Origin of the sequence: Microcoleus sp. Pol12B3 (assembly GCF_036701355.1) — a bacterium.
Classification (GTDB): Bacteria; Cyanobacteriota; Cyanobacteriia; order Cyanobacteriales; family Microcoleaceae; genus Microcoleus.
This window is the reverse complement of sequence record NZ_JAUBQS010000024.1, coordinates 68,997-91,191: the sequence shown is the minus strand read 5'-3', so window position 1 is coordinate 91,191 and position 22,195 is coordinate 68,997. Positions and strand designations below refer to the sequence as shown.

Here is a 22,195-nt window from a genome sequence, read left to right as displayed (position 1 = left end):
ATTGGTAAATCGTGCGTCACCCCGTGAAGACATTTTTTCTACAAACTCACAATCTCGAAACTGATGCACCAAGGAATAAATTGTGCATCAAAATTAGATTTTTGGTGACAATCAAATCTGTTAGCATCGGAATTATTAATCTGCGTGAATCCGGGTTAATCTCTTGTAATCTGCGGCTATCAATTATCTTTTAAAAACCGCAGATAAGGGCAGATAAACACATATTAACGCAGATGAATTAGATTAATTCCGGTTGCACAGTCGGTGATTGTTGACTATTGACTGGATTTTATGAAGACAATACTACCGGATTTGAGATGGTTTAAAAGTACCAAACTGACGCACAGTAACGCTTTTGCAATTGCCAATTGCCAATTACAACTTACCAATTCCCCATTAACAATTAGCTTTGAGGGGAATCTCGATCGTCAATTCTGTACCCTGTCCCGGAGAAGAAGTGCATTTGAGCGACCCGTTGTGTCTGTCTGTAACAATTTGATAGCTAATCGACAAGCCCATCCCAGTTCCTTTACCCACAGGTTTAGTGGTAAAAAACGGGTCAAAAAGCCGAGTGCCGACTGTCTCCGGTATGCCCGGCCCGTTGTCAGAAATCCGAATGATTACCTTGCCCGCTGGCGATATTTCAGTGCGGATGCGGATGTGGCTGGGCTGTTGCCGCATTTCCTCAGCAGAACGGCGCTGATCCCGTTCTTCCAAAGCATCCAAAGCATTGCTCAAGATGTTCATAAATACTTGATTTAACTGTCCGGCATAACATTCTACTAAGGGAAGTTGAGCGTATTCTTTAATCACCTGAATTTCTGGATGATTGTGTTTAGCTTTGAGCCGGTGCTGCAAAATCATCAGGGTGCTATCTATGCCGTCGTGGATGTTGACTGCTTTCTTTTCTGCTTCGTCCATGCGGGAAAATGTGCGGAGAGAAGCAACAATTTGCTGAATTCTGTCTGCACCGACTTTCATTGAAGACAGCAACTTTGGCAAGTCTTCCATCAAAAAGTCGAGTTCAATCTTGTCTACTTCCTGTTGAATTTCCGGGACGGGATCGGGATAGTGGTTTTGGTAAAGTTCGATTAGGTGCAGCAAGTCTTGGGTATAGTCGTTGGCGTGGCTGAGATTGCCGTAAATAAAGTTAACTGGGTTGTTGATTTCGTGGGCGACTCCTGCGACAAGTTGACCGAGACTTGACATTTTTTCATTTTGAATTAACTGCGATTGAGTGCTGGTTAATTTCTGCAATGTTTGCTCTAATTCGCGAGCTTTATTGCGAGTTTGGGCGTAAAGATCGGCTTGGTTGAGAGCGATCGCCAATTGAACTGTAACCGCTTGCAATAATTCTATTTCGCCCTCACTCCAGGGTCGCACAGCAGCAGAGTGGGCGCAGGTAATAACGCTCACTACCCCCGAAAGTGCCTGCATCGGAATTGCCAACACAGATCGGTAGCCCAGAGAGTTAAGAGACCTTATCCAAACTGGGTCTGCGAGCGCTCCGACATCATCGATTTGCAGCGTTTCTAGACGCAACATCTGTTCTCCTATAGTGCCGAAGTCAGAAGCTTTATAGCAACCTATTAAATCGGGAAGTTCTATTCTGCGAGATTCTTGAATGATTTCCCAAAAAGCCTCTTCTTGTTCGCTGCGGTACCAGGAAAAATAGCACCGATCGATCTGCATGAAAGCCCGAATTTCTTGGACGGCGACAGCAATAATGCTGTCGAAATCGAGGGAATTGCGGATTTGAGTCGTGAGGTTGTTGAGCAATTTTTCTCGCTCTGCCTGCTGTCTGAGTCGGGCTTCCGATCGCCTCAAGGCAATTTCTCCCCGCTTGCGATCGGTAATGTCTTCGGTGACAGCTAATAGATATTGCGGTTTGCCATCAGCATCGAGTATTGCTGTTTTCTTGGTATGAAATATCAGCGTTTCTCCCTGCCTCGTTTCAATCTCTTCTTCGGCGATTTCTACAATTTGTCCGTTGTTTAGCACTTCCCGGTCTTTGGCGGTGAAAAAATCAGCTTGTTCTGTTGGGAAAAAGTCGTAATCATTTTTGCCTATCACTTCTGCTGCACTCAAACCGAGTAACTTTTCAGCTACTGGGTTCCACAGTACAAATCGCAGTTCTTGAGCATCCTTGGCAACCACTCCTACGGGTATGGTTTTGAGCACTGATTCCATAAACTGTTGGGCGTGTTGGAGTTCTGCTTCTGCCTGTTTGCGATCGCTAATATCTCGGACGTTGGCAATGATGTTGAGATTACCGTTGAGATGAATTCTGGATAGGGCAATTTCTGCATCAAAAGTTGAACCGTCGTTGGGACGCCTCGCTTTCCATTCCACGCGACCTGTTTCGCCGGCTAATACTCTTTCCCAAAGTTTTCCCATTTGTTCAATGGGATTGTCGCTACTTGAATAGTCGTTTTTAATTGATAATTTTGTTGCTTGTTCTGGAGTAACTCTGTACATTTCTAACATTCGATTATTGAAATCGAGAATATTTCCTTCTAAATCGTGAATCAAGATAGCATCGTAGACATTGTTAAATATGGTTCTCAAGTTTTGCTCGGAAACTTGCAGCGCTGCTTCTGCCTGTTTGCGATCGCCAATTTCTTGTTCTAATTGCGTGACTGCTAGGGAAAGTTCGGCCGTGCGATCGCTCACTCTGTCTTCTAACTCGACTGCTGCTTGCCGCAGTGCAGCTTCGGCGGCTTTGCGATCGGTAATGTCGATCGCCGTACCGAACAGTTTTACCACCTTGCCGTTCACATCGGTTTCGGCTTTGCCCAGGGCGTTCACGTGTCGCAAGATGCCGTCGGGACGGTACAGGCGAAAGTCAAAATCAAAAGGGATGCCTGTTGCGAGTCCCTGTTGCACTTGAGTTTGCCACAATTCCAAATCTTCTGGATGAATCAGAGCGACCTGTTCGGCTAAGTTGGGTGCAAAGGCTGCCGGTTCGAGCCCGAAGATGCGGAAAAGTTCTTCCGACCAAGTGAGGGTTTCGGTGGCTGCGTCGAGTTCCCAATTTCCGACGTGGGCAAGTCTCTGGGCTTCTTTTAGCTGCCGCTGGCTGTTGCGGATGGCGGTTTCGGCAACTTTGCGATCGGTGATGTCGAGCAGGACACCGCAAAATACTATGTCGCCGTTCTCGCTGCGCGTGGGCATTGAGTCGCCTTGCCACCAGCGAATCTCACCGTCGGGCTTGACTAACCGTCCTTCGTAGTGCCAGGGACAAAGATTTTCTACGGCTTCGTTGACGGAAGCGAGGTGGCTTTCCGAGTCTTCGGGGTGGATGCGAGAAATAAATGTACTTAAGTCTCGCGTCATTTCTGCTGCTGTGACGCCCGTGAGATCGAAGATGCGATCGCTCATGTAGTCCACTCTCCACACTCCCTGGCTGCTGCAAAATTGGAACAGAGCTCCGGGGATGGTCGCCGCGATCGTCCTGAACCTGGCTTCGCTGGCCGTGAGGGCGGCAAAAGTCTGGCGCAGTTCTGCCGTGCGTGCTTCTACTCTGCGCTCTAGTTCTGCGTTGGCGTGTTGTAAGGCTGCTTCTGCTCGCTTGCGATCGGTAATGTCGGTGGCTGTACCGGTCGTGCCGAGGAAGTTTCCGGTTTCGTCGTAGAGGGCAATGGCATTAAACATTAAATGTTTCATGCTGCCGTCTTTGGCGATTTGGGTGGTTTCGTACTGGAAAATTGATTCTCCGGTTACCAGGCGGGCGAAAACTTCTAAATCTTTCTGGCTTTGTTCTGGTGTCACAAAGTCGGAGAACGGCCGACCGATCATTTCTTCTGGTTCGTAACCGTAAATGTACTTAACTGCTGGGTTGACGAAGGTGTAGTGCCCGATCGCATCGACAGACCAAATCATGTCTTGAGATGTTTCTACCAGGCTGCGGTATTTGGTTTCGCTGGCTTTGACGGCTTCTTCTGTTTTTTTGCGTTCCGTCATGTCGCGGGAGACGCCGACAGTCATGACGATTTGGCCGTCTGCGCTGCGGATCGGTGTTTTGACGGTGCTGAACAGCCGCACTTCTCCGTCGTAGCGCGTCACCGGTTCTTCGGAAATTTGCAGAGTGTGTCCGGTGTCAAATACGAAGGCGTCATCTTTGACGTACTGGAGAGTATTGTCGGGATCGGCGAAAGGTGCGTCTACGATGTCTTGAAGTTCCTCTTGAGTCATGCCGTAATAATCGCGGAATGCTTGATTTGCCCAAACAATTTTGGATTTCGGGCCTTTGACTAATACCATATCGGCGATCGAATCGAGAATTTGGTGATATTTTTGCTCGCTGTCGCGGAGTTTCTGCTGCGCGGATTCGATTTCTGCTATTTGCCTCTGGGTTTGCAAGTGCAGTTCGGCTTGGTAGATGGCAACTGCTAAATGGTCGCCTACTTGTTTGGCAAATTCGATTTCGTCTTCTTGCCACTGGCGGGGTTGACCGCAGGAGTGAATGCACAGCAATCCCCACAAATGTTTCCCCTGCAGTAGGGGTACAACTAAGTTGGCTCGGATTTGAAACCGCTTGAGGATTTTGAGGTGACAAGGGCTCAACCGGGCTTTGTAGATGTCCGTGACTGCTTGAACGTATCCTTTGGTGTATTTAGCTGCAAATTGTTCGCCGAAACAGTAGTCGCGGATTCTTGCTCCCAAAGATGGGCTGTATTGGGGCAGTACGTCTTCGGACACTACTTCGCCCTCATTCCCTTCGGATTCGGGAAAAAAGCGGTAGACTGCGACTCGATCGGCATTTAGGAGTTGCCGAACTTCGGTGGCTGTGATTTTGAATATTGTTTCTAAGTCTAGGGATTCACGAATTTTGCTAATAACTCCCATCAGCGCTTGCAGCTTTTTGAACCAGGTTTGAGACTGCGTTTGTCTTTCTAGGTGAGCTAGTTTCTCGCGCAGGTTGGTTACTTCGTGATACAGGTATTCATGAAACATAATGCTTTTTCTTTAGTTATTTTGCGGTTTGGTATCGAGGTTGATGGCATCTCAATAGCGCTCTGCAAGTTGAGTCTGGTAACTCAAAAATGCAAAGGACATATTTTCCTCCTTCTGCTACCACTTAGCAGCTACTCAGGCTGCATTTCCGTATTTTTTCTAGATTGGGAAATCAATCGAGCATCTTAGGTTACGTACATTTACTTAAAAAAGGCACAAATTGCTACGTCATAAGTTGTCAATTATTGAGAATAATGGTAAGCAAACTTACACATAAACTCGGTTTTTTAACGTAATTAAGTCAGGGAAGCTCCGAAAGTGGAACGAAGAAACCCGGTTCTATTGCGCGATCGGCAGGAGCATCTCTGACTAATTTTGACATTTTTTGGCTCGCCTTCGGTTGCAATTGTCACCTTTTTATTATTACCGAAAACTCTAGCAAGTTTTTTTTTGTTTTGGCGAACGAATATCCTGTTGGGTTCGCCTCTATTAAAATTTGTCTAAACTTAGACCATCGCCTTTTCTCGATTTTTAAGTAATGCTTGATTTATCTATCCTAAATTATATTTTTTACAGCCTTTAGGTTAACCAGAAATTTGAGATATTTTTTCTTGCATTCTCATTTTTTTATGTAAGGAATAGAATTTTTTTTAAAATGATTAAAAATCACCGAATCAGAGGTTAGTTTTCGGTCAAACAGTTGAGGTAGTTGCAGGCTATGGTTAAATTGGCTCAACTCAAAGGCGATTTCCTACCGCAACGACCCCGAACGCGCGTTCGATAACTTCGCACGCGCGGAGACTGTTTGCCGGATTTTTGTGATTTTTGAGAACTGTAAAAATTTTCAATAATACAAATATTCACGGTATCACATTTTTGGGTAAAATAAAGGTATTTCAAGCTCGATCAATAGAAAGGGCGATCGCGACGATTAAAGTTTGGGCAAAGTAATGATAAATTTCGTATAAACTCACCTTTCACTTTCTACCTTTAAAATGCCACCGTGTAGTTCGGCAATCGGCTCGCGAGGGAGAGATCAGCCAAAACCGGCTGCTTCTGCTGTTGGTTTAGCAGTAAAGAAAAGATGGCAGATTTTTGCTTTAATTTCTACAGAAACTCTGATGGTATTGTCGCGCAGACAAAGTTCAAATGCTTTTGCCAGTTTTTGCGTTTTTACCAAATTTTTTAGAGTAAATTTTATGTTTATCGGTCGGTTCCTTGCTGCCATTTTTCGGCTTGTGAAATACATCCTCACAAGCATATCCATGATATTTACCAAAGCGCAGTTGAAATGCGAGAAGCGCAGTTTCGAGAGAGCGATCGCCCTTTGATACTCAATATAAATTATTATTATATTGCAGTGGCGAGCGGGCTGCTGCGATCGCCGAACTGCTACAAGCTTAAGAAGCAGTTTTCAATATTGCCTTGGCTTCCTCAATATTTTGGGCAACCACTTTGCCCGACTCGATAAAGGCTGCTCTTTCCCTATCGCTGAGTTCGAGTTCCACTACCTGTTCGACTCCCTGATACCCCAAGCGACAGGGAACTCCCAAACATATATCTTGCACGCCGTATTCGCCGTCCAAATAAACGGAGCAAGGCAACAGTCGTGACTGATTGAGTAAAATTGATTCTACCATCAAACAGGCAGAAGATGCGGGTGCAAAATAAGCACTACTAATCTTCATCAATCCGACAATTTCTGCGCCGCCGTGGCGAGTTCGCTGTACGATTCGATCGATCGCCTCAGCATCCATAAGTTGATTGATGGGAATACCGTTGACAGTAGAATAGCGTGGCAAAGGAACCATCAAATCGCCATGAGAACCGATGACAGTTGCATTAATTTCAGCATTTGAAACGCCCAATTCCATCGCAATAAAAGTTTGAAAGCGGGCGGAGTCGAGAACTCCCCCCATACCCATGACTCGGTGTTTGGGCAAATCCACAGCTTCCCACGCTAAATAAGTCATGATATCTAGGGGATTTGTGATTACGATTAAGATTGCTTCGGGAGAATTCTCGATCGCCTGTTTTGATGCTTCCGTGACAATTCGAGCATTAATTTTAATTAAATCTTCCCGATTAATACCGGGTTTGCGCGGAACTCCGGCGGCAATTACTATGATATTTGAGTTGGCTGTATCTGTATAATCATTTGTACCGACAATTTGGCGATCGTGGCGTTCCACTCCCCTGGCTTCCATCAAATCTAAAGCAACGCCCTGCGGCCAGCCCTCCACAATATCTAGCAATACTACATCTGCCAGATTTTTCTCAGCAATTCGCTGGGCTAAGGTACTGCCCACTTTGCCTGCACCAATAATTGATACGCGGTTTGATGGAGAATTCATTGGATTTTAGATTTTAGATTTTAGATTTTAGCAATCAGCTTAATTGGGGAAAGGTGCGCGGTGTGCACCCTTCGCTACATTAAGAGCAGTGATGTTTAGTTTTGGTGACTTACTTAAAATCTTCTAGTTGATCTACCCGCAGCCAAATATTGGGAGTGGGAACTTTGCCAAATTTGACGAAGGCATAGTCGCCGCGAATATCCATCACTTCACCCTTTGTTTCAAATATATACGAGGAAAAGCGCTGGTCGCTGGCTTTGGCTTCTAGACTGTTTTCCAATTTTTCGCGTACAGCGCGAACTATACTGCCTTTCTTGATTGCCATAACTTGCTTTGTTTAGTTTAAAAAACTATACAAATTTTAATCTAGATTTGGCTTGAAAGTCACTTTGCGATTGAAATCGCTACTAAACAAACGAAGTCCGCCTACGCGGACTAAGGAATAAAGGGGTGCGATTCGTGGGGTAAATCTAAAATCTAAAATCTAAAGCCTAAAATCCATTGACTGCTTCCTATGTTTGACAAATGGGGCAAAAATGAGTTGATCGCCCTGCTAATTTTATACGTTCGATGGTTGTGGAGCAAGTGCGACAGGGTTGACCGGCGCGATTGTACACCCAAGCGACGCCGCCGTAGTTGCCGTTGACACCTTGGACATTGAGAAAATTGCTAAAAGTAGTGCCGCCGGATTCGATCGCCTTCTGTAAAACTTGAATAATAGCTGTATGGATGCGCCCTATTTGCTCTGCGGTCAAATCCGCACACAGAGTTGTGGGCATCACTCCCGACAAAAACAAAGTTTCGTCTGCGTAAATATTGCCCAAACCAGCTATCAGCGACTGGTCTAGCAAAGCTGTTTTTATGGGTCGCGCCCGCCGGTGCAGCTTGCGGGTCAAATATTCTGTTGTAAACTCGTCGGAAAACGGTTCCGGGCCTAAGAGTTTCAGACCGATGACTGTGCTGGAAACCTCGGTTTGTGCGGGCACGTACCACATTTGCCCGAAGGTGCGCTGGTCTACAAAGCGCAATTCTTGGTTTCCTTCAAAAAACAGCCGTACTCGCGCGTGTTTTTGCAGGGGTTCGGATCGGTTCACCCACAGCAGTTGTCCGGTCATCCGGAGGTGAACGCCCAACCAGCCGGCTTTTGAAGGAAGGAGGAAGGAAGAAGGAAGAGGGAAAGACCTTGGAGTTCGATCCCTAAATTCTCCCCCTTTCCCTTTCTCTCTTTCTCCTTCGGGGAATTGAGATAGTTCTGCCAGTAGATATTTGCCGCGCCTGTACCAGCGGGCGATCGACTTTCCTTTGAGTTGTGTCAAAAAATCGGTCGCAGAGATTGAGCGGGCGATCGTGCTGTTTAGCAACACGTCCCCGTCCAAAATTTCTCTATCGAGGGTTGCTTGATTCAAACCCCGGCAAATAGTTTCAACTTCTGGCAGTTCTGGCACAATTAGCGCTGTTCTGTTCCTTGACCCTGAGGCGAACCTTCGACGCTGCCGGGCGTTTCGGCGCCGGGTTTGCTGTCGGTCGAAGTTTTCGGCTGCGAGGGGGCTCCTCCGCTGCCGGTTTTCCGAGTTTTCTCGTCGAGCGTGGTTTGTTTGCCGCCGGAAGCTACAGCAGTCGCTGTTTTCGCTTTTGCTTTGGGTGCTGCCACTTCCACTAATTCGCTTTCGGCGTAGTTGTTGGTGTTGACGCCTGCATAATTTACGGTGTTAAAGCGAACGATAACTGGGTATTTAATGCCGCTTTGGTCTACCGTAGCAACGGTGCCCACTTCTTGATACCAGTAGGATTCTTTGCGGAGAATCCGGACTGTTGAACCGCGTTGAACCATGAGCTTTTTTTCCTTTGCGATGAATAAACGGATCAAGCCATTTTTTTTACTCTAGTCGATCGCGCGGCGCATTTAAAGTCTGCAACGAATTTTTTACCTCCCGCGCCGTTTTTTGTCGGCTGTTTGTAAAGAAAAGTAAATACTTTGGTAGGGAGATCGCTGGGGTTGCAAAATAAATAAACCCACATTATCCGTCAAATAAAACCAGTCCGAGCGAGTTGAAAACAAACTTTACAAATAGTTTTGAATTGCTACAGTTAAATGTTCTGCGAAATTCTGATAAGTAATGACTGGACTTCACGCAACAGTAATACTCGCGATCAGTGCTGACGGTAAAATAGCAGATGCAGTACGATCTCCCGCGAGATTCGGTTCTGCCAACGACAAAGCCCACCTCGAACAGCAAGTAGCAGCAAGTGACGCCGTTTTGTTCGGCAACGGCACTTTACAGGCTTATGGGACGACGATGAGAGTGATTTCGCCGGAATTGGTCAAACAGAGGGAACTGCAAGGGAAGCCGCCACAACCGGTGCAAATTGTATGTTCGCGATCGTCCCAATTTGACCCCAACTTGCGATTTTTCCAGCAACCGGTACCTCGGTGGCTGCTGACGGGGCAAGACAGTAGGCACACGGCACTGCCCTTTCCCTACCCGATGACAAACAGTAAGTTCGATCGAATTATCTATACAAAAACCGCATGTGGAGAAATTGATTGGATTGATGCGTTTCAACAGCTAGAAACTCTTGGTATCAAGCGCTTGGCGATTCTGGGGGGGGGGAAACTGGTAGCGTCTGTGCTGGCTGCAGGCTTGGTAGACGAACTTTGGCTGACGGTGTGCCCGTTAATTTTGGGCGGGGCGGATGCACCGACACCTGTGGAGGGAGAGGGTTTTTTGGCGGATTTAGCCCCGAAATTGGAGCTTTTGGCGGTTAAACAGGTGGGACAAGAGGTATTTTTGCATTATAGATTCGGGGCGGGCTAGAAGCCCACCCCACAAGAGTTGTGTGGCACAGGCATCTTGCCTGTGGCGAGTAATTACACAAGCAGGGGAGATTGTATTAACTTAAATTAAGTTCGATCGCTCTACGCTCAAATCTCCCTATGCTGAAACAGCCAAAATCTGAATATTCTGTAGCCTGGATTAGCAAAATAGGCGAAATCCCGCAAGCGTCGTGGGATGCCTTGGCGATGCCACTAAAAACTCCATTTCTAGAATGGGATTGGCTTAACAATCTCGAAGTCTCGGGCAGTGCGACAGGTAAAACCGGTTGGCTGCCGCATCACTTGACTGTGTGGCGAGACAAACAGTTGATTGCTGGCGCGCCACTTTATGTCAAAAGCCACAGCTACGGCGAATTTGTGTTCGACAATCAGTGGGCCGATTTAGCTCAACGTTTGGGCATTAAATATTATCCGAAATTGATGGGAATGACGCCCTTTACTCCGGCTGAAGGCTATCGATTTTTGATTGCCGAGGGAGAAGATGAAGACGAGTTAACCGGAGTAATGGTAAGCGCGATCGACCATTTTTGCGATCGCCACAATATCTCGGGCTGCAATTTCCTCTACGTCGATCCAGAATGGCGCGAAAGAATGGAACGCCACGGTTTCAGCAGTTGGCTGCACCACAGCTATATTTGGCAAAATCAAGGCTATCAAAATTTTGACAATTATTTAGGCGCATTTAATGCCAACCAGCGCCGCAATATCAAACGCGAACGCAAAGCAGTCGATCAAGCTGGTTTGTTGATAAAAACGCTGACTGGCGATGAAATTCCCCAAGCCATGTTTGCTCAAATGTATGCTTTTTATGAGAATACTTGCGACAAATTTGGTTGGTGGGGAAGCAAGTATCTGACTAAGCGATTTTTTGAACAGTTGCACCACAATTATCGCGATCGAGTTTTATTTGTAGCCGCCTACGACAAGGAAGATGAGAGACAGCCGGTGGGTATGTCTTTTTGTTTGTATAAGGGCGATCGACTGTACGGCCGTTATTGGGGAAGTTTGCAGGAAATCGACTGCTTGCACTTCGATGCTTGTTACTATACGCCGATCGAATGGGCGATCGATCGGGGCATCCAAAGCTTCGATCCCGGTGCCGGCGGACGGCACAAAAAACGGCGCGGCTTTCCAGCTACGCCAAATTATAGTTTGCACCGATTTTATAACAACCGTCTGGCCCAAATTCTCAAGTCTTATATCGGTCAAATCAACGAAAGAGAACAGGAAGAAATTGATGCAATCAACGAGGATTTACCTTTTACTAAGTTACCTCCGTTGTTACTCGGCGATTGACGGCTGACTGGGAATTTGGAATGGGAAATTTGGAATTACTAACAGTCTATCGGTGTCAACCTAATACTAAAACCCTTTGTATATCTCGTTGGTATCGAAGTTTCGATTTCCCTCGCACCCCCCTTAATAAGGGAGACTTTTAATGATCTTCCCCCTTTATTAATGGGAGTTAGAGGGAACGTAAGAAGACTCTTTTCCCCGCCTGAATAAGGGGGGTTAGGGGGGATCGAAACTCAACTATAAACGATATTTATTATGGGTTTTAGTCTTAAGTTGAGACGAATGGTAACAGTCAACCGTCAACCAATTAACCTAATTCAAAAATACTCTCCCATCTTCCTGAATTTCCAGGGATTTTGTATCAGCGGCCACCTCAGTTGTCGCGCTGAAACTGACTTGCAACATACCCGGCATCGCGGTTGCTTGGGGGCGAACCAGCACCAATCCGCCGTCTGGGCGCTGGTAAGTGAGGGTGATTGGCACTTTGAGGGCTTGAAGCAGAATTTCAGATTGTTCGCCCAGAGTTCGCGGCTGGGTCACGCCTACGATTTGATAATTGATGACAGCATTGGTGGTATTCACCAGTTTAATTACTATCATGCCTTCGGCAGGCGTAACTCTCGCACTGGGCATGGGGAAGCGGGGAGGCGCATCTGTGGGTGTAGAGGGCATCCCCCTCAGACCCGGACTTGCAGCCGGAGTTGGTTCGCTGACGGGTTCTTCAGTGGCTGCAGGAGTCTCTGCGGGTTGGGAAACGGGTTTTCCTTGTTGGGGCGGTGGGCCGCCGGCTTGGGAAAGTGTTGCGAGACTAACGAGTAAACCTCCGCAGGTGGCTGCTAGCAAGCTGATTTTTTTTAACGGTAGATTGTGGCGAAACATAAATAACTCCTCACAAGTTCGATCGAGGTTTTCCAACAACGTTTATGTTAATCTATGGCGGAAATGAATTTTAATAGCTGGGTTTGGGCGCGAGGTAGGAAGAATAAGGGTTTGAGGGGTAGATTTTTTTTAAACCGCAGAGGGCGCAGAGGAAGAGAGGAAGAGGGGAAGTTTTAAAGGCGGAATTGTTCTGATTTGTGGGCGGGGAGGGTGACGGTAACGGCGGTACCTCGATCGACTTGGCTGTCAATGCGGATTTGGCCGCGGTGATTTTCGACAATTGCTTTGGCGATAGCTAATCCTAAACCGGAACCAGCGGCGCTGCGGTGGGTGCGGGCGGGATCTGCGCGATAGAATCGATCGAATAAATGCGGCAGGGCTTCTGCGGAAATTCCGATGCCGGTGTCTGTTACTTTTATTTGCAGCGCTGGGTGTAACATTGGCGAATTTCTTTTGTTTTTAGCTGCCACCTCCAATTCTACTTGAATTTGACCTCCAGAGGGGGTGTACTGCACGGCGTTGCTGACGAGATTGGTAAAAAGTCGGGCTAGTTGATCCCAGTCTCCCAACAGTGTAAAGTTGTCCTCAGCGTTGGGCAGATCGACAATTTCCAAAGAAAGAGAGAGATTTTGGGTTGTGGCGATCGCCTGTTGTTCTTCAATTACCTCCATCAGCAAAGCATCGAGAGGAACCTCAATCCACTGCTGCTGGACGATACCGCTATCTTGTCTGGCTAAGAACAGCAAATCGTCAACCAAGCGCCCCAAACGGCGCGTGAGACGTTCGATAACTTGTAGCTGTTGATGCTGCTGCGGTTCGATATCCGGTTCCGCTAAAGCTACTTGGACGTTAGTTTGAATAGTGGCGATCGGATTTCTGAGTTCGTGAGAAGCATCAGCAGTAAACTGTTTGAGACGCCCGTAAGATTCCCGCACAGGTTTCATAGCCAATCCCGACAGCAGCCAGCCAATAGCTGCAACGCAAATTAGAGTTAAACTCGCGCCCAAAATCAAATCGAGAATTAATTGGCGGATGGGTTTTGTCACTTCAAACCAAGGATGGCTGACTCGCAAATATCCCAGAACTTGGCGGCCGCTTTGTACTCGCTGCGTTACTTGTCTGAGGGAATAGTTTTGATCGGACTGTAACTTATTATTAATTATCCAAACTGTTTCGCCGGTACGGTTAGCGTGAATGGGAATATTCAGCGGTTCCGATAATGTAGACCACAGCAATTCCCCCGTAGGACTGAACCATTCTAAATCAATGTGGTCGTCTTCTACTGCATCGGTGCTATCTCGAAAACTCGCTTGAATATTAACTTGCAATTTAATTTTCTCTGTGGTACTGGGGAAAGTTAGCGGTTCGATAACGAGAGTTCGCTCTATTACTTCTACAACATGATTGAGAGTGTCATCAATGCGATCGATCAAAGTATTGCGGACGTAGAAATAGAAACCAGTGGCGAATACAAGTAACAATACAGCAGTAACGGCTGTGTACCAAATAGCGAGGCGGCGGCGAGTAGCTTGGAACATATTGCGAAGGAAGTTCGGCAACTGATTGTGTAATCGATTCAACAGATTTAACCGATTTAATAACTATAACCTTCTTCACTTCTTCTCTTCCTTCGTGTCCTAGCGCTTACGCGGTTCGTTAAAAAAAGCCTTCTTAGCCAATGATTCCAAAAAAACTATAACAATATTCCATTATTAATACTTCAGATAGATGTCGAGTTAGCGGTCAGCCTAGTATTGTACTCGCTAAACTTTTTAGGTAGAAAGCCTGTGAACAAATTTTTATTTCGAGCTGCGATCGGGCTATTAATGGCATTTTTTGGAGCAATCACCTATTTTACAAACGACGTACAAAATCCGGTAACTGGAGAGAGACAGCGGGTACAGCTTTCTCCCCGCCAAGAGATAGTTTTGGGATTGCAGGCGCGAGATCAAATGGCCGCCAAGTACGGGGGGCTTTATCCGAGTCAGAGTATTCAGGAGTATGTCGATCGAGTAGGAGAACGAGTTGTCAACGGTTCGGCCGCGAAACAAGCGGGTTATCCGTTTGAATTCCACCTGCTGCGAGACCCCGAAACTGTGAATGCTTTTGCTTTACCGGGGGGACAAGTTTTCATTACTGCAGGGCTGCTGCGACGGCTCAATTCCGAGGCTCAGTTGGCTGCTGTACTCGGGCACGAAAGCGGTCACGTTGTGGCGCGCCACGCTGCGGAACACTTGGCAAAACAGCAGTTGGGCAGGGCTTTGGTAACGGCGGTTGGGGTGGCTACTAGCGACGATCGCGGTGGGGGTCAGCAAGCAGCATTAATTGCTCAAGCTGTCAATCAAGTGGTCGGTTTGCGGTACGGTAGATCGGATGAACTTGAGAGCGATCGGCTCGGTTTTCGGTTTATGACGGAGGCGGGTTACGATCCGAGAGGTATTGTTGAGGTAATGCAAATTCTCGGTGCAGCTAGGAAGGGCGAAGCACCGCCGGAGTTTTTGAGTTCTCACCCAAACCCTGAAAACCGAGTTCAAAAGTTGCAAGCTTTAATCGCGCAAAATTACCCTAACGGCGTTCCCCCTAATTTGGTGTCTGGACGCGAAGAGTTTGCTAAGAATTTGTCTGGCGGTTAGCAATAATTGCATAGGGCTTTACAAAAGTTATTACTAAAGGCGGATCTAAGTTCGGCTGGGAGTTGGCACGATCGACTTAATGAGCGATCGAGCAATTGGAAAGTTGAAAACCATGATTCAATCTTGGATGATTATCGGCGGCGTGACTTTCTCAGTCGCCATGGGTACTCTGTTTTTTAAACTGCGCGATATTAACTGGGCAGTAAAACTTCAAAGGCCGGATTGGATGTTTTTTGAGCCTGCAATTCCGTTAATTTGGACGGTAATTTTTGCTTGCGGGGCCGGCAGCGCTACTTTCGTGTGGGAACAGGAACCAGGGAGCCTTAAAACATGGCTGCTGATGGCTTTGTACTTACTTTTAGAAATTGTAACAGTTGCTTATATTCCTGCTACTCTCAGAGCCAAAAGCCTGAAAGTAGGAACTATTTTGGGAGGGGCTGGCGAGATTTTGGGATTTGTGCTGGCGTTTGTTGTTTTGCCGATTTCTCAAACCGCGGCTTTGTTACTTTTGCCTTACGTGATTTGGGGTGCGATCGGCACTTATACAACCTGGGAAATGATTCAATTAAACCCAGAAGCTGCATAAATATTCGGCGCTCTGCGGCGCACCCTACATACTATAAGGCTCTTCTCTTCCTTCGTTTTCTTAGCGTCTTCGCGGTTCGTTAAAAAAAGCATTGTTAATAATAGCAAATCCCGGCTAGCGGGTTAACCCACCCGATAAAGTGAGGAAATCCGCTTAACATTGTCTGCCTGGTTGATGAGAAAATAGATGAATAAAACGGCTTTAAATCAAAGGATGACAGTTATCAATGGCCATTAAAGACCAGCCCCAACCACCTCGTTTTCGACAAATTAGCAATGTCTTGTTATTGCTCTCAAGTTTGTTTCTGCTGGCAAACATCTTTTTACCGAATTTGTTCGGCCCCCAAATTCCCCAAGTGCCTTACAGCTTGTTCGTCCATCAGGTTCAAGAACAAGATGTAGTCCGAGCTTCGGTAGGTCAAAATGAAATTCGCTACCAACTCAAAGGCGAAGGTGACAAACCCGGTCAAGTGCTGTCAACTACGCCAATTTTTGACCTGGAACTGCCTAAACTTTTGCAAGAAAAAGGCGTTGAATTTGCGGCAACTCCCCCTGCCAAAAATGGCTGGATCGGGAGTGTTTTAAGCTGGGTGGTTCCGCCGCTGATTTTTGTGGCGATTTTTCAATTTTTCATGAACAGGCAGGGTGGCGGGCCGCAGGGTGCGCTCTCGCTCGGCAAAAGCAAAGCTAAGGTCTATGTAGAAGGCGAATCGGCGAAAATTACTTTTGCTGATGTGGCTGGAGTAGAAGAAGCTAAAACTGAATTAGTGGAAGTTGTTGAATTCCTGAAAACCCCTGACAGATTTACGGCAATTGGCGCGAGAATTCCGAAAGGCGTGCTGTTAGTCGGGCCTCCGGGAACTGGCAAAACTCTGTTAGCAAAAGCAGTGGCTGGTGAAGCTGGCGTACCGTTTTTTAGCATCTCCGGTTCGGAGTTTGTGGAACTGTTTGTAGGTGTTGGTTCTGCAAGAGTTAGAGATTTATTCGAGCAGGCTAAGAAACAGGCTCCTTGTATTATTTTCATTGATGAATTGGACGCGATCGGCAAATCTCGTAGCAGTAACGCTAGCTTCGGCGGGAATGACGAACGCGAACAAACTCTCAATCAACTGTTAACTGAAATGGACGGGTTTGCGGCGGGCAATACTACGGTAATTGTTCTGGCTGCAACTAACCGCCCGGAAAGTTTGGATGCTGCTTTGTTGCGCCCTGGTCGTTTCGATCGCCAAGTTTTAGTCGATCGCCCGGATTTATCTGGCCGCGAAGCAATTTTGAACATTCACGCTCAAAAAGTGAAGTTGGGCCCGGATATTAATTTGAAGGCGATCGCCACTCGCACCCCCGGTTTTTCCGGCGCAGATTTGGCAAATTTGGTCAATGAAGCTGCTTTGTTGGCGGCGCGCAACAAACGCCTAACTGTAGCACAAGAAGACTTTGCAGAGGCGATCGAACGCATCGTGGCTGGCTTGGAAAAGAAAAGCCGCGTGCTCAATGAAAAAGAGAAAACCATCGTTGCTTATCACGAAGTCGGCCACGCGATGGTGGGTGCTCTGATGACTGGTAATGGCGAAGTTGCCAAAATCTCGATCGTCCCTCGCGGGATGGCTGCTTTGGGTTACACGTTGCAATTACCGACTGAAGACCGTTTCTTGTTAGATGAGTCGGAATTGCGGGGTCAAATTGCGACTTTGTTGGGCGGGCGATCGGCTGAGGAAGTCGTGTTTGGTAGCATTACTACTGGCGCTTCCAATGACTTGCAAAGGGCGACCGATTTAGCTGAACGGATGGTGACAACTTACGGGATGAGTAAGGTTTTGGGGCCTCTAGCTTACGATCGGAGTCAACAATCGTTCCTCGGCGACGGTATGGGAAATGCCCGCCGCGCTGTCAGTGCTCAGACTGCTGAGGCGATCGACCAAGAAGTGAAGGAAATTGTCGAAACTGCACATCAGCAAGCTGTGGATATTCTGAAAGCAAATCGAGAGTTGTTGGAAACAATTACGCAGAAACTGTTGGAAACTGAGGTAGTGGAAGGTGACGCACTTCGCGAATACCTCCGTCAAGTGCGGCCTTTAGATAAGGTTCCGGCTTCAGTTTAATAGGGTTTAATTAAACCGCCGATGAACGCAGATGATTCCAAATCATCTGCGTTTTGCGATCGTAATCCACGATGAGCCGACTGAAACAGACAACGGCAAACGGACAAACCCGCGTTTGTGCGATCGCAAGTAATCGTATTCAGGGAGAGCAATCACAGGGCGCTCTCCCTGATACTCAAATCAAAATAAATGAGCACTGACATCTCACGAATTAGCTGCAAAAACAAAGAGCGATCGCATCCAACCAATGCAGCAATTACATTATGATTGGTCGGGCGATCGAGTTGGGCTGATAAAAGGCTAATGGCAAGACTCTATTATCGAGGCATGGCAGAAGAAAACGGTAAACCCAAAATGGGACGCAACGCGAGGCTACTGGGAGTCAGACCCAGTATTGACATTGATGTTGAGCAAGTGCCCAAAGAGTGGTTGGATGAACAAGGTTATTTACTACCAGAAACAGAACGCAAGTCTTCAGAGGAGTCTGTCACTGTAGCCATTAGAAACACAAAAGGAATGTCTGTATCCCTCTCTATAGAAGGCTTACCACCATTCCGCAAACCCCCAAAATTTGGTGGAACAGGAAAAGATCCTCTTTGGCAGATTGACGATAGCAAGATCCTCGGAGATATTGAAGCTGTGCAAGATAGTCCAACTCATGTCAGTATTTTGCCAAGCGCTACAATGCTTTTAGAGAAATATGAAGCAGCCCTGGCCCAGACACAGAACGAATGGGAGAAAGTTTGATAGTTTAATTTAGTCAACGGGAGAACAGGAATGGCATGGGTGTTTAGCTTATCGGCTGAATGTGGCACAAAGCAATCTGAAGCACAGCAATTTGCTCAATATTTCAATGAAATTTCCTGGGTGAGCTCAAACGGTAGACATTCCGAATGTCGGGCAGAAAGTTTTCAGGACATAGAAGAAAATTGGTGGTGTCGAGTTTGTCCAAGTGGCATCAGTGAGATTGGGATTGACACTCCAGAAAGTGCTTATTTAATGACAGAAATAGGTATATTTCTGTATCAGAGTTTGCGGTTTGCTCCACCGTTTCGGTATGCTTTAGTTGGTATGGAAGTAGATGAGTTTAGAACCTACAGCGAATTGATTGCAGAGCCTGCCTTGGTTTTTCCTGGATTGGTTTTAGCTGAAGCTGTTTGGCAAGCAACGGGAGCATCTTCGGTTTTTCGATCGTTCAGTCTTGGATATGTTTGGAAGCCCTATGAAGGTGAAGTTTATAGACCACTACTAGCATCACCAGACTTAAAGAACAAGCTTGATGAATTGCTGAGCGTGGGGTAAATCCTTTCAGTGGAGGCATCACCCCTTACAGTAAATACCAAGCTGTGCGATGTTTGCAGAAATAGCGATCACCCTTTACCTATCGAAATCACAGTCCGATATTTACGGAAAAAGCGATCGCCTTTCACCTATCGAAATCGAAGAATTAGTCGCTTCATACAGCGAGCATTATAAACAAACAGAAACCCGGCTGCTTCAAACAACCGGGTTTATAAATATTGTTGCTGCATTTTCGACCGATTAAATTCCGGGCACGTAGGCCATAACTGGAGTACCTTGCTGCTGCTGCTGCGCGATTTCCAATAGCCGTTGAATGCGATCCTCTGTCGGCGGGTGAGTGCGGAAAAGTGACTGCAAACCTTTAGTCGAAAAAGGATTCACAATCAGCAGCGGCGACATCGCAGGATTGCCGTGCATGGGAATTTCATGACCCATTTTCTCTAATTTTTGCAGCGCGTTAGCTAAGCCGATCGGGTTATTGGTAATTTCCACCGCACCGCTGTCGGCTGCAAATTCCCTCGTCCGAGAAATCGCCAATTGAATTACGGTTGCTGATAGCGGTGCTAAAATGATTAGAAACAGCAAACCAAACGGATTCGCGCCTTGTCTGCTATCCCGCGTTACAGGGCCGTAAAGCGCTCCAAAAGTCAGAATTCGCCCGACAAATGTAATTGCACCCGCAATTGTCCCGGCAACTGCTTGAGTGAGGGTGTCGCGGTTGCGGATGTGCGTCAGTTCGTGCGCTAAAACGCCTTCCAATTCTTCGCGGGAAAGCAGCTTGATGATGCCTTCAGTAACTGCTATTGTCGCGTGTTCCGGGTCTCTCCCTGTGGCGAATGCGTTCGGAGATTGAGTGGGAACTAGAAATATTTTCGGCACCGGAATTTGGGCTTTTTCGCTCAGCGATGCTACCATATCGTAGATTTCTGGTGCTTCGCTGCGGGCGATCGGCTGAGCGCGGTAAGCCATTAACGCGGCTGTGTCGGAATAGTACCAAGAGCTAAAACTTGAGAAGGCTGCTAGCGCTAAACCGATGTAAAGTCCTTGCTCGTTGCCGATTAAATAATAACTTCCTAAAACGAGAAGGCCGCTTAGGAGTCCTAAGAGAGCGGCTGTTCTGAGTTGATTTGTTCCTAACATGGCGGCTTGAAGGCGATCGATATTTTGATTTTTTTGAGCTTGTAATTAGATTTTCATAGTTGGGGGCGATCGCGCCTCTACCTGCCGAAATAACTGCTGCCGCCAATAGTAGTATTTCACTTTTTCAGTGAGAAACTGGGAATCCATCGGGAGGCTCTCTCGCCTGCTCTCAAAAGGCGGCAGAGCCGCAGGATATGACATTTCCAGCCAGAACCTGGAAACGAGATTAAAAACAAAATAAACGCAGACAATTTTACATTCCTCTGCGTTTACCTGCGTTCATCTGCGGTTGAATTCTCCAACCCTAAACCGCTTGCACTTGCTTTTCCTCAACAGCAACAGGCTCTTGATATACAGTTTGAGACTCATTAGCCAAAAACTCTGCCAATTGAGCTTCAATTTCATCCCGCACAATCTGGCGGTATTCCAGGAAATGCTCGTTGTGAGCACACACAGTCAAATAATGATCCCAAACCGCAGGATTGCGTTTGAGAATGCTGAACAAATGATGCCAGAACTTCCACCGAGTTTTGCGCTTGACTCCCTGCCGCCAAACCACAGTTAACAGTGCTCGCAAGTCGATCCAACTGGGAATTCTTGCAGGTATATTTGCTGTAGGTGCACCCAGCATCAAGAAGTGGCGATAGGTGCGGTCTAAATATTTCTCAGCATCGTACACATCAGAAAATGCCTGAACATATTCCCTCGCGATATCTTCTAGCGGCCGCGTCGGAATGAAGTTCATCAAAGTTGTCTGGTTGAGGTTGCCCGATTTGTCGCGCAACCGCCCTTCTTTTGCTAGTCGGTGGGACAATGCAGTGTGTGGCAAAGCTTGCAGCATTCCAAAGGTTGTGCTCGGAATTGCTGCTGCTTCTGCAAAGTCTACAATGCGCTGACCTGCACCGGGTTTTTCGCCGTCAAATCCGATGATAAATCCGGCCATTACTCGCAAACCGGATTTGGCAATTAACTCTACGGATTCTATCAGGGAATTGCGGGTATTTTGGAATTTTTTCGTCATTTGCAGGCTTTCTTCATCGGGAGTTTCAATCCCTAGAAATACTGCATTGAAATTGCAAGCAACCATCATGTCCATCAATTCTTGGTCTTGGGCTAAATCGATGGATGCTTCTGTGTTGAAAGTAAACGGGAATTTGTGCTCTTCTTGCCAAACTTGTAAGTCTTTTAGCAACAGTTTTACATTGCGTTTGTTGCCGATAAAGTTGTCGTCTACCATGAACACGCCGCGCCGCCAGCCCAAGTTGTAGAGACAGTCCAATTCTGCGATCAATTGTTTTGGTTCTTTGGTGCGGGGTTTGCGACCGTAGAGCACGATGATATCGCAAAATTCGCACTGGAAAGGACAGCCTCGGGAAAATTGAATTGACATCGAGTCGTAGGCGTCTAATTCCAGCAAATCGAAGCGGGGGACTGGGGTTGTGGTAACATCGGGTTTTACGCCGTCCGATCGATAAATTCCGCTTTTTTCGCCGCGCCCTATTGCTTCGACGAACATGGGCAAGGTGATTTCGCCTTCGTCGAGAATCAGGTAATCAATGCCCGCTGCTTGAGGTTCTTCGGGTACGGAAGTCGGGTAGGGGCCGCCGCAAGCTACGGATTTACCGCGCCGTTTTGCTTCGCGAATGATGTCTAGCAAATCTTCTTTTTGGACAATCATTGCCGAGAGAATAACGAGCTCTGCCCATTCCCATTCTGCTTCGGTGATTTGTCTGATATTGCGATCGACTAACTTAAATTCCCATTCTTGGGGTAAAATAGCTGCTACTGTTACCAAACCCAGCGGTGGCAGCAGAACTTTACGATCGACTAATTCTAGGATTTTCTCGTAAGACCAAAATGTTTTCGGAAACAGCGGGTAAACTAGAAGAACTCGCATTATATGTTAAACCTCACATCAGTAAACAACTTGCGATCGGGCTGGCGTGTTTGAGAGTTCGATCGACTCTCAAGACTTCATGTTAAGGCTAAAATTACGATCTTGCACTCGATCGAATATCTGGCGAGGGGTAACACCCCCTAAGACCAACAAATGGAGCGCAATTTTTAGCTTGCAGTTCCCTGTTAAAGTTTGCAAATGCTGATATCTTATCCTAT

At 46.9% G+C, this 22,195-nt stretch carries 17 protein-coding genes; 7 read left to right on the top strand and 10 right to left on the bottom strand.

Annotated elements, in window-relative coordinates:
• Positions 1 to 396: 396 nt before the first annotated feature.
• The 6 genes from QUA53_RS14440 to QUA53_RS14415 form a co-directional block, all read right to left on the bottom strand.
• Positions 397 to 4,956, bottom strand: coding sequence for a PAS domain S-box protein (locus tag QUA53_RS14440; RefSeq protein ID WP_333097836.1), 4,560 nt, complete (start codon positions 4,954 to 4,956; stop codon positions 397 to 399).
• A gap of 1,036 nt (positions 4,957 to 5,992) precedes the next feature.
• Positions 5,993 to 6,184, bottom strand: a complete 192-nt coding sequence (locus QUA53_RS14435; protein ID WP_333248919.1) for a hypothetical protein — start codon at positions 6,182 to 6,184, stop codon at positions 5,993 to 5,995.
• A 172-nt stretch (positions 6,185 to 6,356) separates the two neighbouring features.
• Complete coding sequence (gene mdh, locus QUA53_RS14430; protein ID WP_333097839.1) at positions 6,357 to 7,310, bottom strand: malate dehydrogenase; 954 nt, start codon at positions 7,308 to 7,310, stop codon at positions 6,357 to 6,359.
• 109 nt (positions 7,311 to 7,419) lie between these two features.
• Positions 7,420 to 7,635, bottom strand: a complete 216-nt coding sequence (locus QUA53_RS14425; protein WP_333097841.1) for an NAD(P)H-quinone oxidoreductase subunit O — start codon at positions 7,633 to 7,635, stop codon at positions 7,420 to 7,422.
• Between the two features lie 187 nt (positions 7,636 to 7,822).
• Positions 7,823 to 8,755, bottom strand: a complete 933-nt coding sequence (locus QUA53_RS14420) for a DNA-formamidopyrimidine glycosylase (RefSeq protein WP_333097843.1) — start codon at positions 8,753 to 8,755, stop codon at positions 7,823 to 7,825.
• 2 nt (positions 8,756 to 8,757) lie between these two features.
• Positions 8,758 to 9,141 (bottom strand): photosystem I reaction center subunit IV, encoded by a 384-nt coding sequence (locus tag QUA53_RS14415; RefSeq protein WP_333097845.1) that lies wholly within the window; start codon positions 9,139 to 9,141, stop codon positions 8,758 to 8,760.
• A 286-nt stretch (positions 9,142 to 9,427) separates the two neighbouring features.
• Between QUA53_RS14415 and QUA53_RS14410 the strand changes: the two genes are divergently transcribed.
• Together QUA53_RS14410 and QUA53_RS14405 are read left to right on the top strand one after the other, a co-directional pair.
• Entirely contained in the window at positions 9,428 to 10,126 is a 699-nt protein-coding gene (locus tag QUA53_RS14410; RefSeq protein ID WP_333097847.1) for a RibD family protein, read from the top strand.
• Positions 10,127 to 10,245: 119 nt separating this feature from the next.
• Positions 10,246 to 11,442 (top strand): GNAT family N-acetyltransferase, encoded by a 1,197-nt coding sequence (locus QUA53_RS14405; protein WP_333097849.1) that lies wholly within the window; start codon positions 10,246 to 10,248, stop codon positions 11,440 to 11,442.
• Between the two features lie 312 nt (positions 11,443 to 11,754).
• Here QUA53_RS14405 and QUA53_RS14400 read toward each other — a convergent pair whose 3' ends face one another.
• Both QUA53_RS14400 and QUA53_RS14395 read right to left on the bottom strand, forming a co-directional pair.
• Entirely contained in the window at positions 11,755 to 12,321 is a 567-nt protein-coding gene (locus QUA53_RS14400) for a hypothetical protein (RefSeq protein ID WP_333097852.1), read from the bottom strand.
• A 173-nt stretch (positions 12,322 to 12,494) separates the two neighbouring features.
• Positions 12,495 to 13,859: an ATP-binding protein gene (locus QUA53_RS14395; RefSeq protein WP_333097853.1), complete on the bottom strand. Its 1,365-nt coding sequence runs from the start codon at positions 13,857 to 13,859 to the stop codon at positions 12,495 to 12,497.
• A gap of 249 nt (positions 13,860 to 14,108) precedes the next feature.
• Here QUA53_RS14395 and QUA53_RS14390 point away from each other — a divergent pair, with 249 nt between their 5' ends.
• The 5 genes from QUA53_RS14390 (at position 14,109) to QUA53_RS14370 (ending at position 18,940) form a co-directional block, all read left to right on the top strand.
• Complete coding sequence (locus tag QUA53_RS14390; protein ID WP_333097855.1) at positions 14,109 to 14,954, top strand: M48 family metallopeptidase; 846 nt, start codon at positions 14,109 to 14,111, stop codon at positions 14,952 to 14,954.
• 112 nt (positions 14,955 to 15,066) lie between these two features.
• Entirely contained in the window at positions 15,067 to 15,540 is a 474-nt protein-coding gene (locus QUA53_RS14385; RefSeq protein WP_333097857.1) for a tryptophan-rich sensory protein, read from the top strand.
• A 226-nt stretch (positions 15,541 to 15,766) separates the two neighbouring features.
• Positions 15,767 to 17,638 (top strand): ATP-dependent zinc metalloprotease FtsH4, encoded by a 1,872-nt coding sequence (gene ftsH4, locus QUA53_RS14380; RefSeq protein ID WP_333097859.1) that lies wholly within the window; start codon positions 15,767 to 15,769, stop codon positions 17,636 to 17,638.
• A gap of 303 nt (positions 17,639 to 17,941) precedes the next feature.
• On the top strand, positions 17,942 to 18,385 hold the full coding sequence (locus QUA53_RS14375) for a Tse2 family ADP-ribosyltransferase toxin (RefSeq protein ID WP_333097861.1): 444 nt from the start codon (positions 17,942 to 17,944) through the stop codon (positions 18,383 to 18,385).
• A gap of 30 nt (positions 18,386 to 18,415) precedes the next feature.
• Positions 18,416 to 18,940 (top strand): hypothetical protein, encoded by a 525-nt coding sequence (locus tag QUA53_RS14370; RefSeq protein ID WP_333097863.1) that lies wholly within the window; start codon positions 18,416 to 18,418, stop codon positions 18,938 to 18,940.
• A gap of 240 nt (positions 18,941 to 19,180) precedes the next feature.
• On the opposite strand, the gene QUA53_RS14365 is transcribed toward QUA53_RS14370, so the two are convergent.
• Complete coding sequence (locus QUA53_RS14365) at positions 19,181 to 20,080, bottom strand: M48 family metalloprotease (protein WP_333097865.1); 900 nt, start codon at positions 20,078 to 20,080, stop codon at positions 19,181 to 19,183.
• Positions 20,081 to 20,384: 304 nt separating this feature from the next.
• Positions 20,385 to 21,977, bottom strand: coding sequence for a B12-binding domain-containing radical SAM protein (locus QUA53_RS14360; RefSeq protein ID WP_333097866.1), 1,593 nt, complete (start codon positions 21,975 to 21,977; stop codon positions 20,385 to 20,387).
• Positions 21,978 to 22,195: the final 218 nt, after the last annotated feature.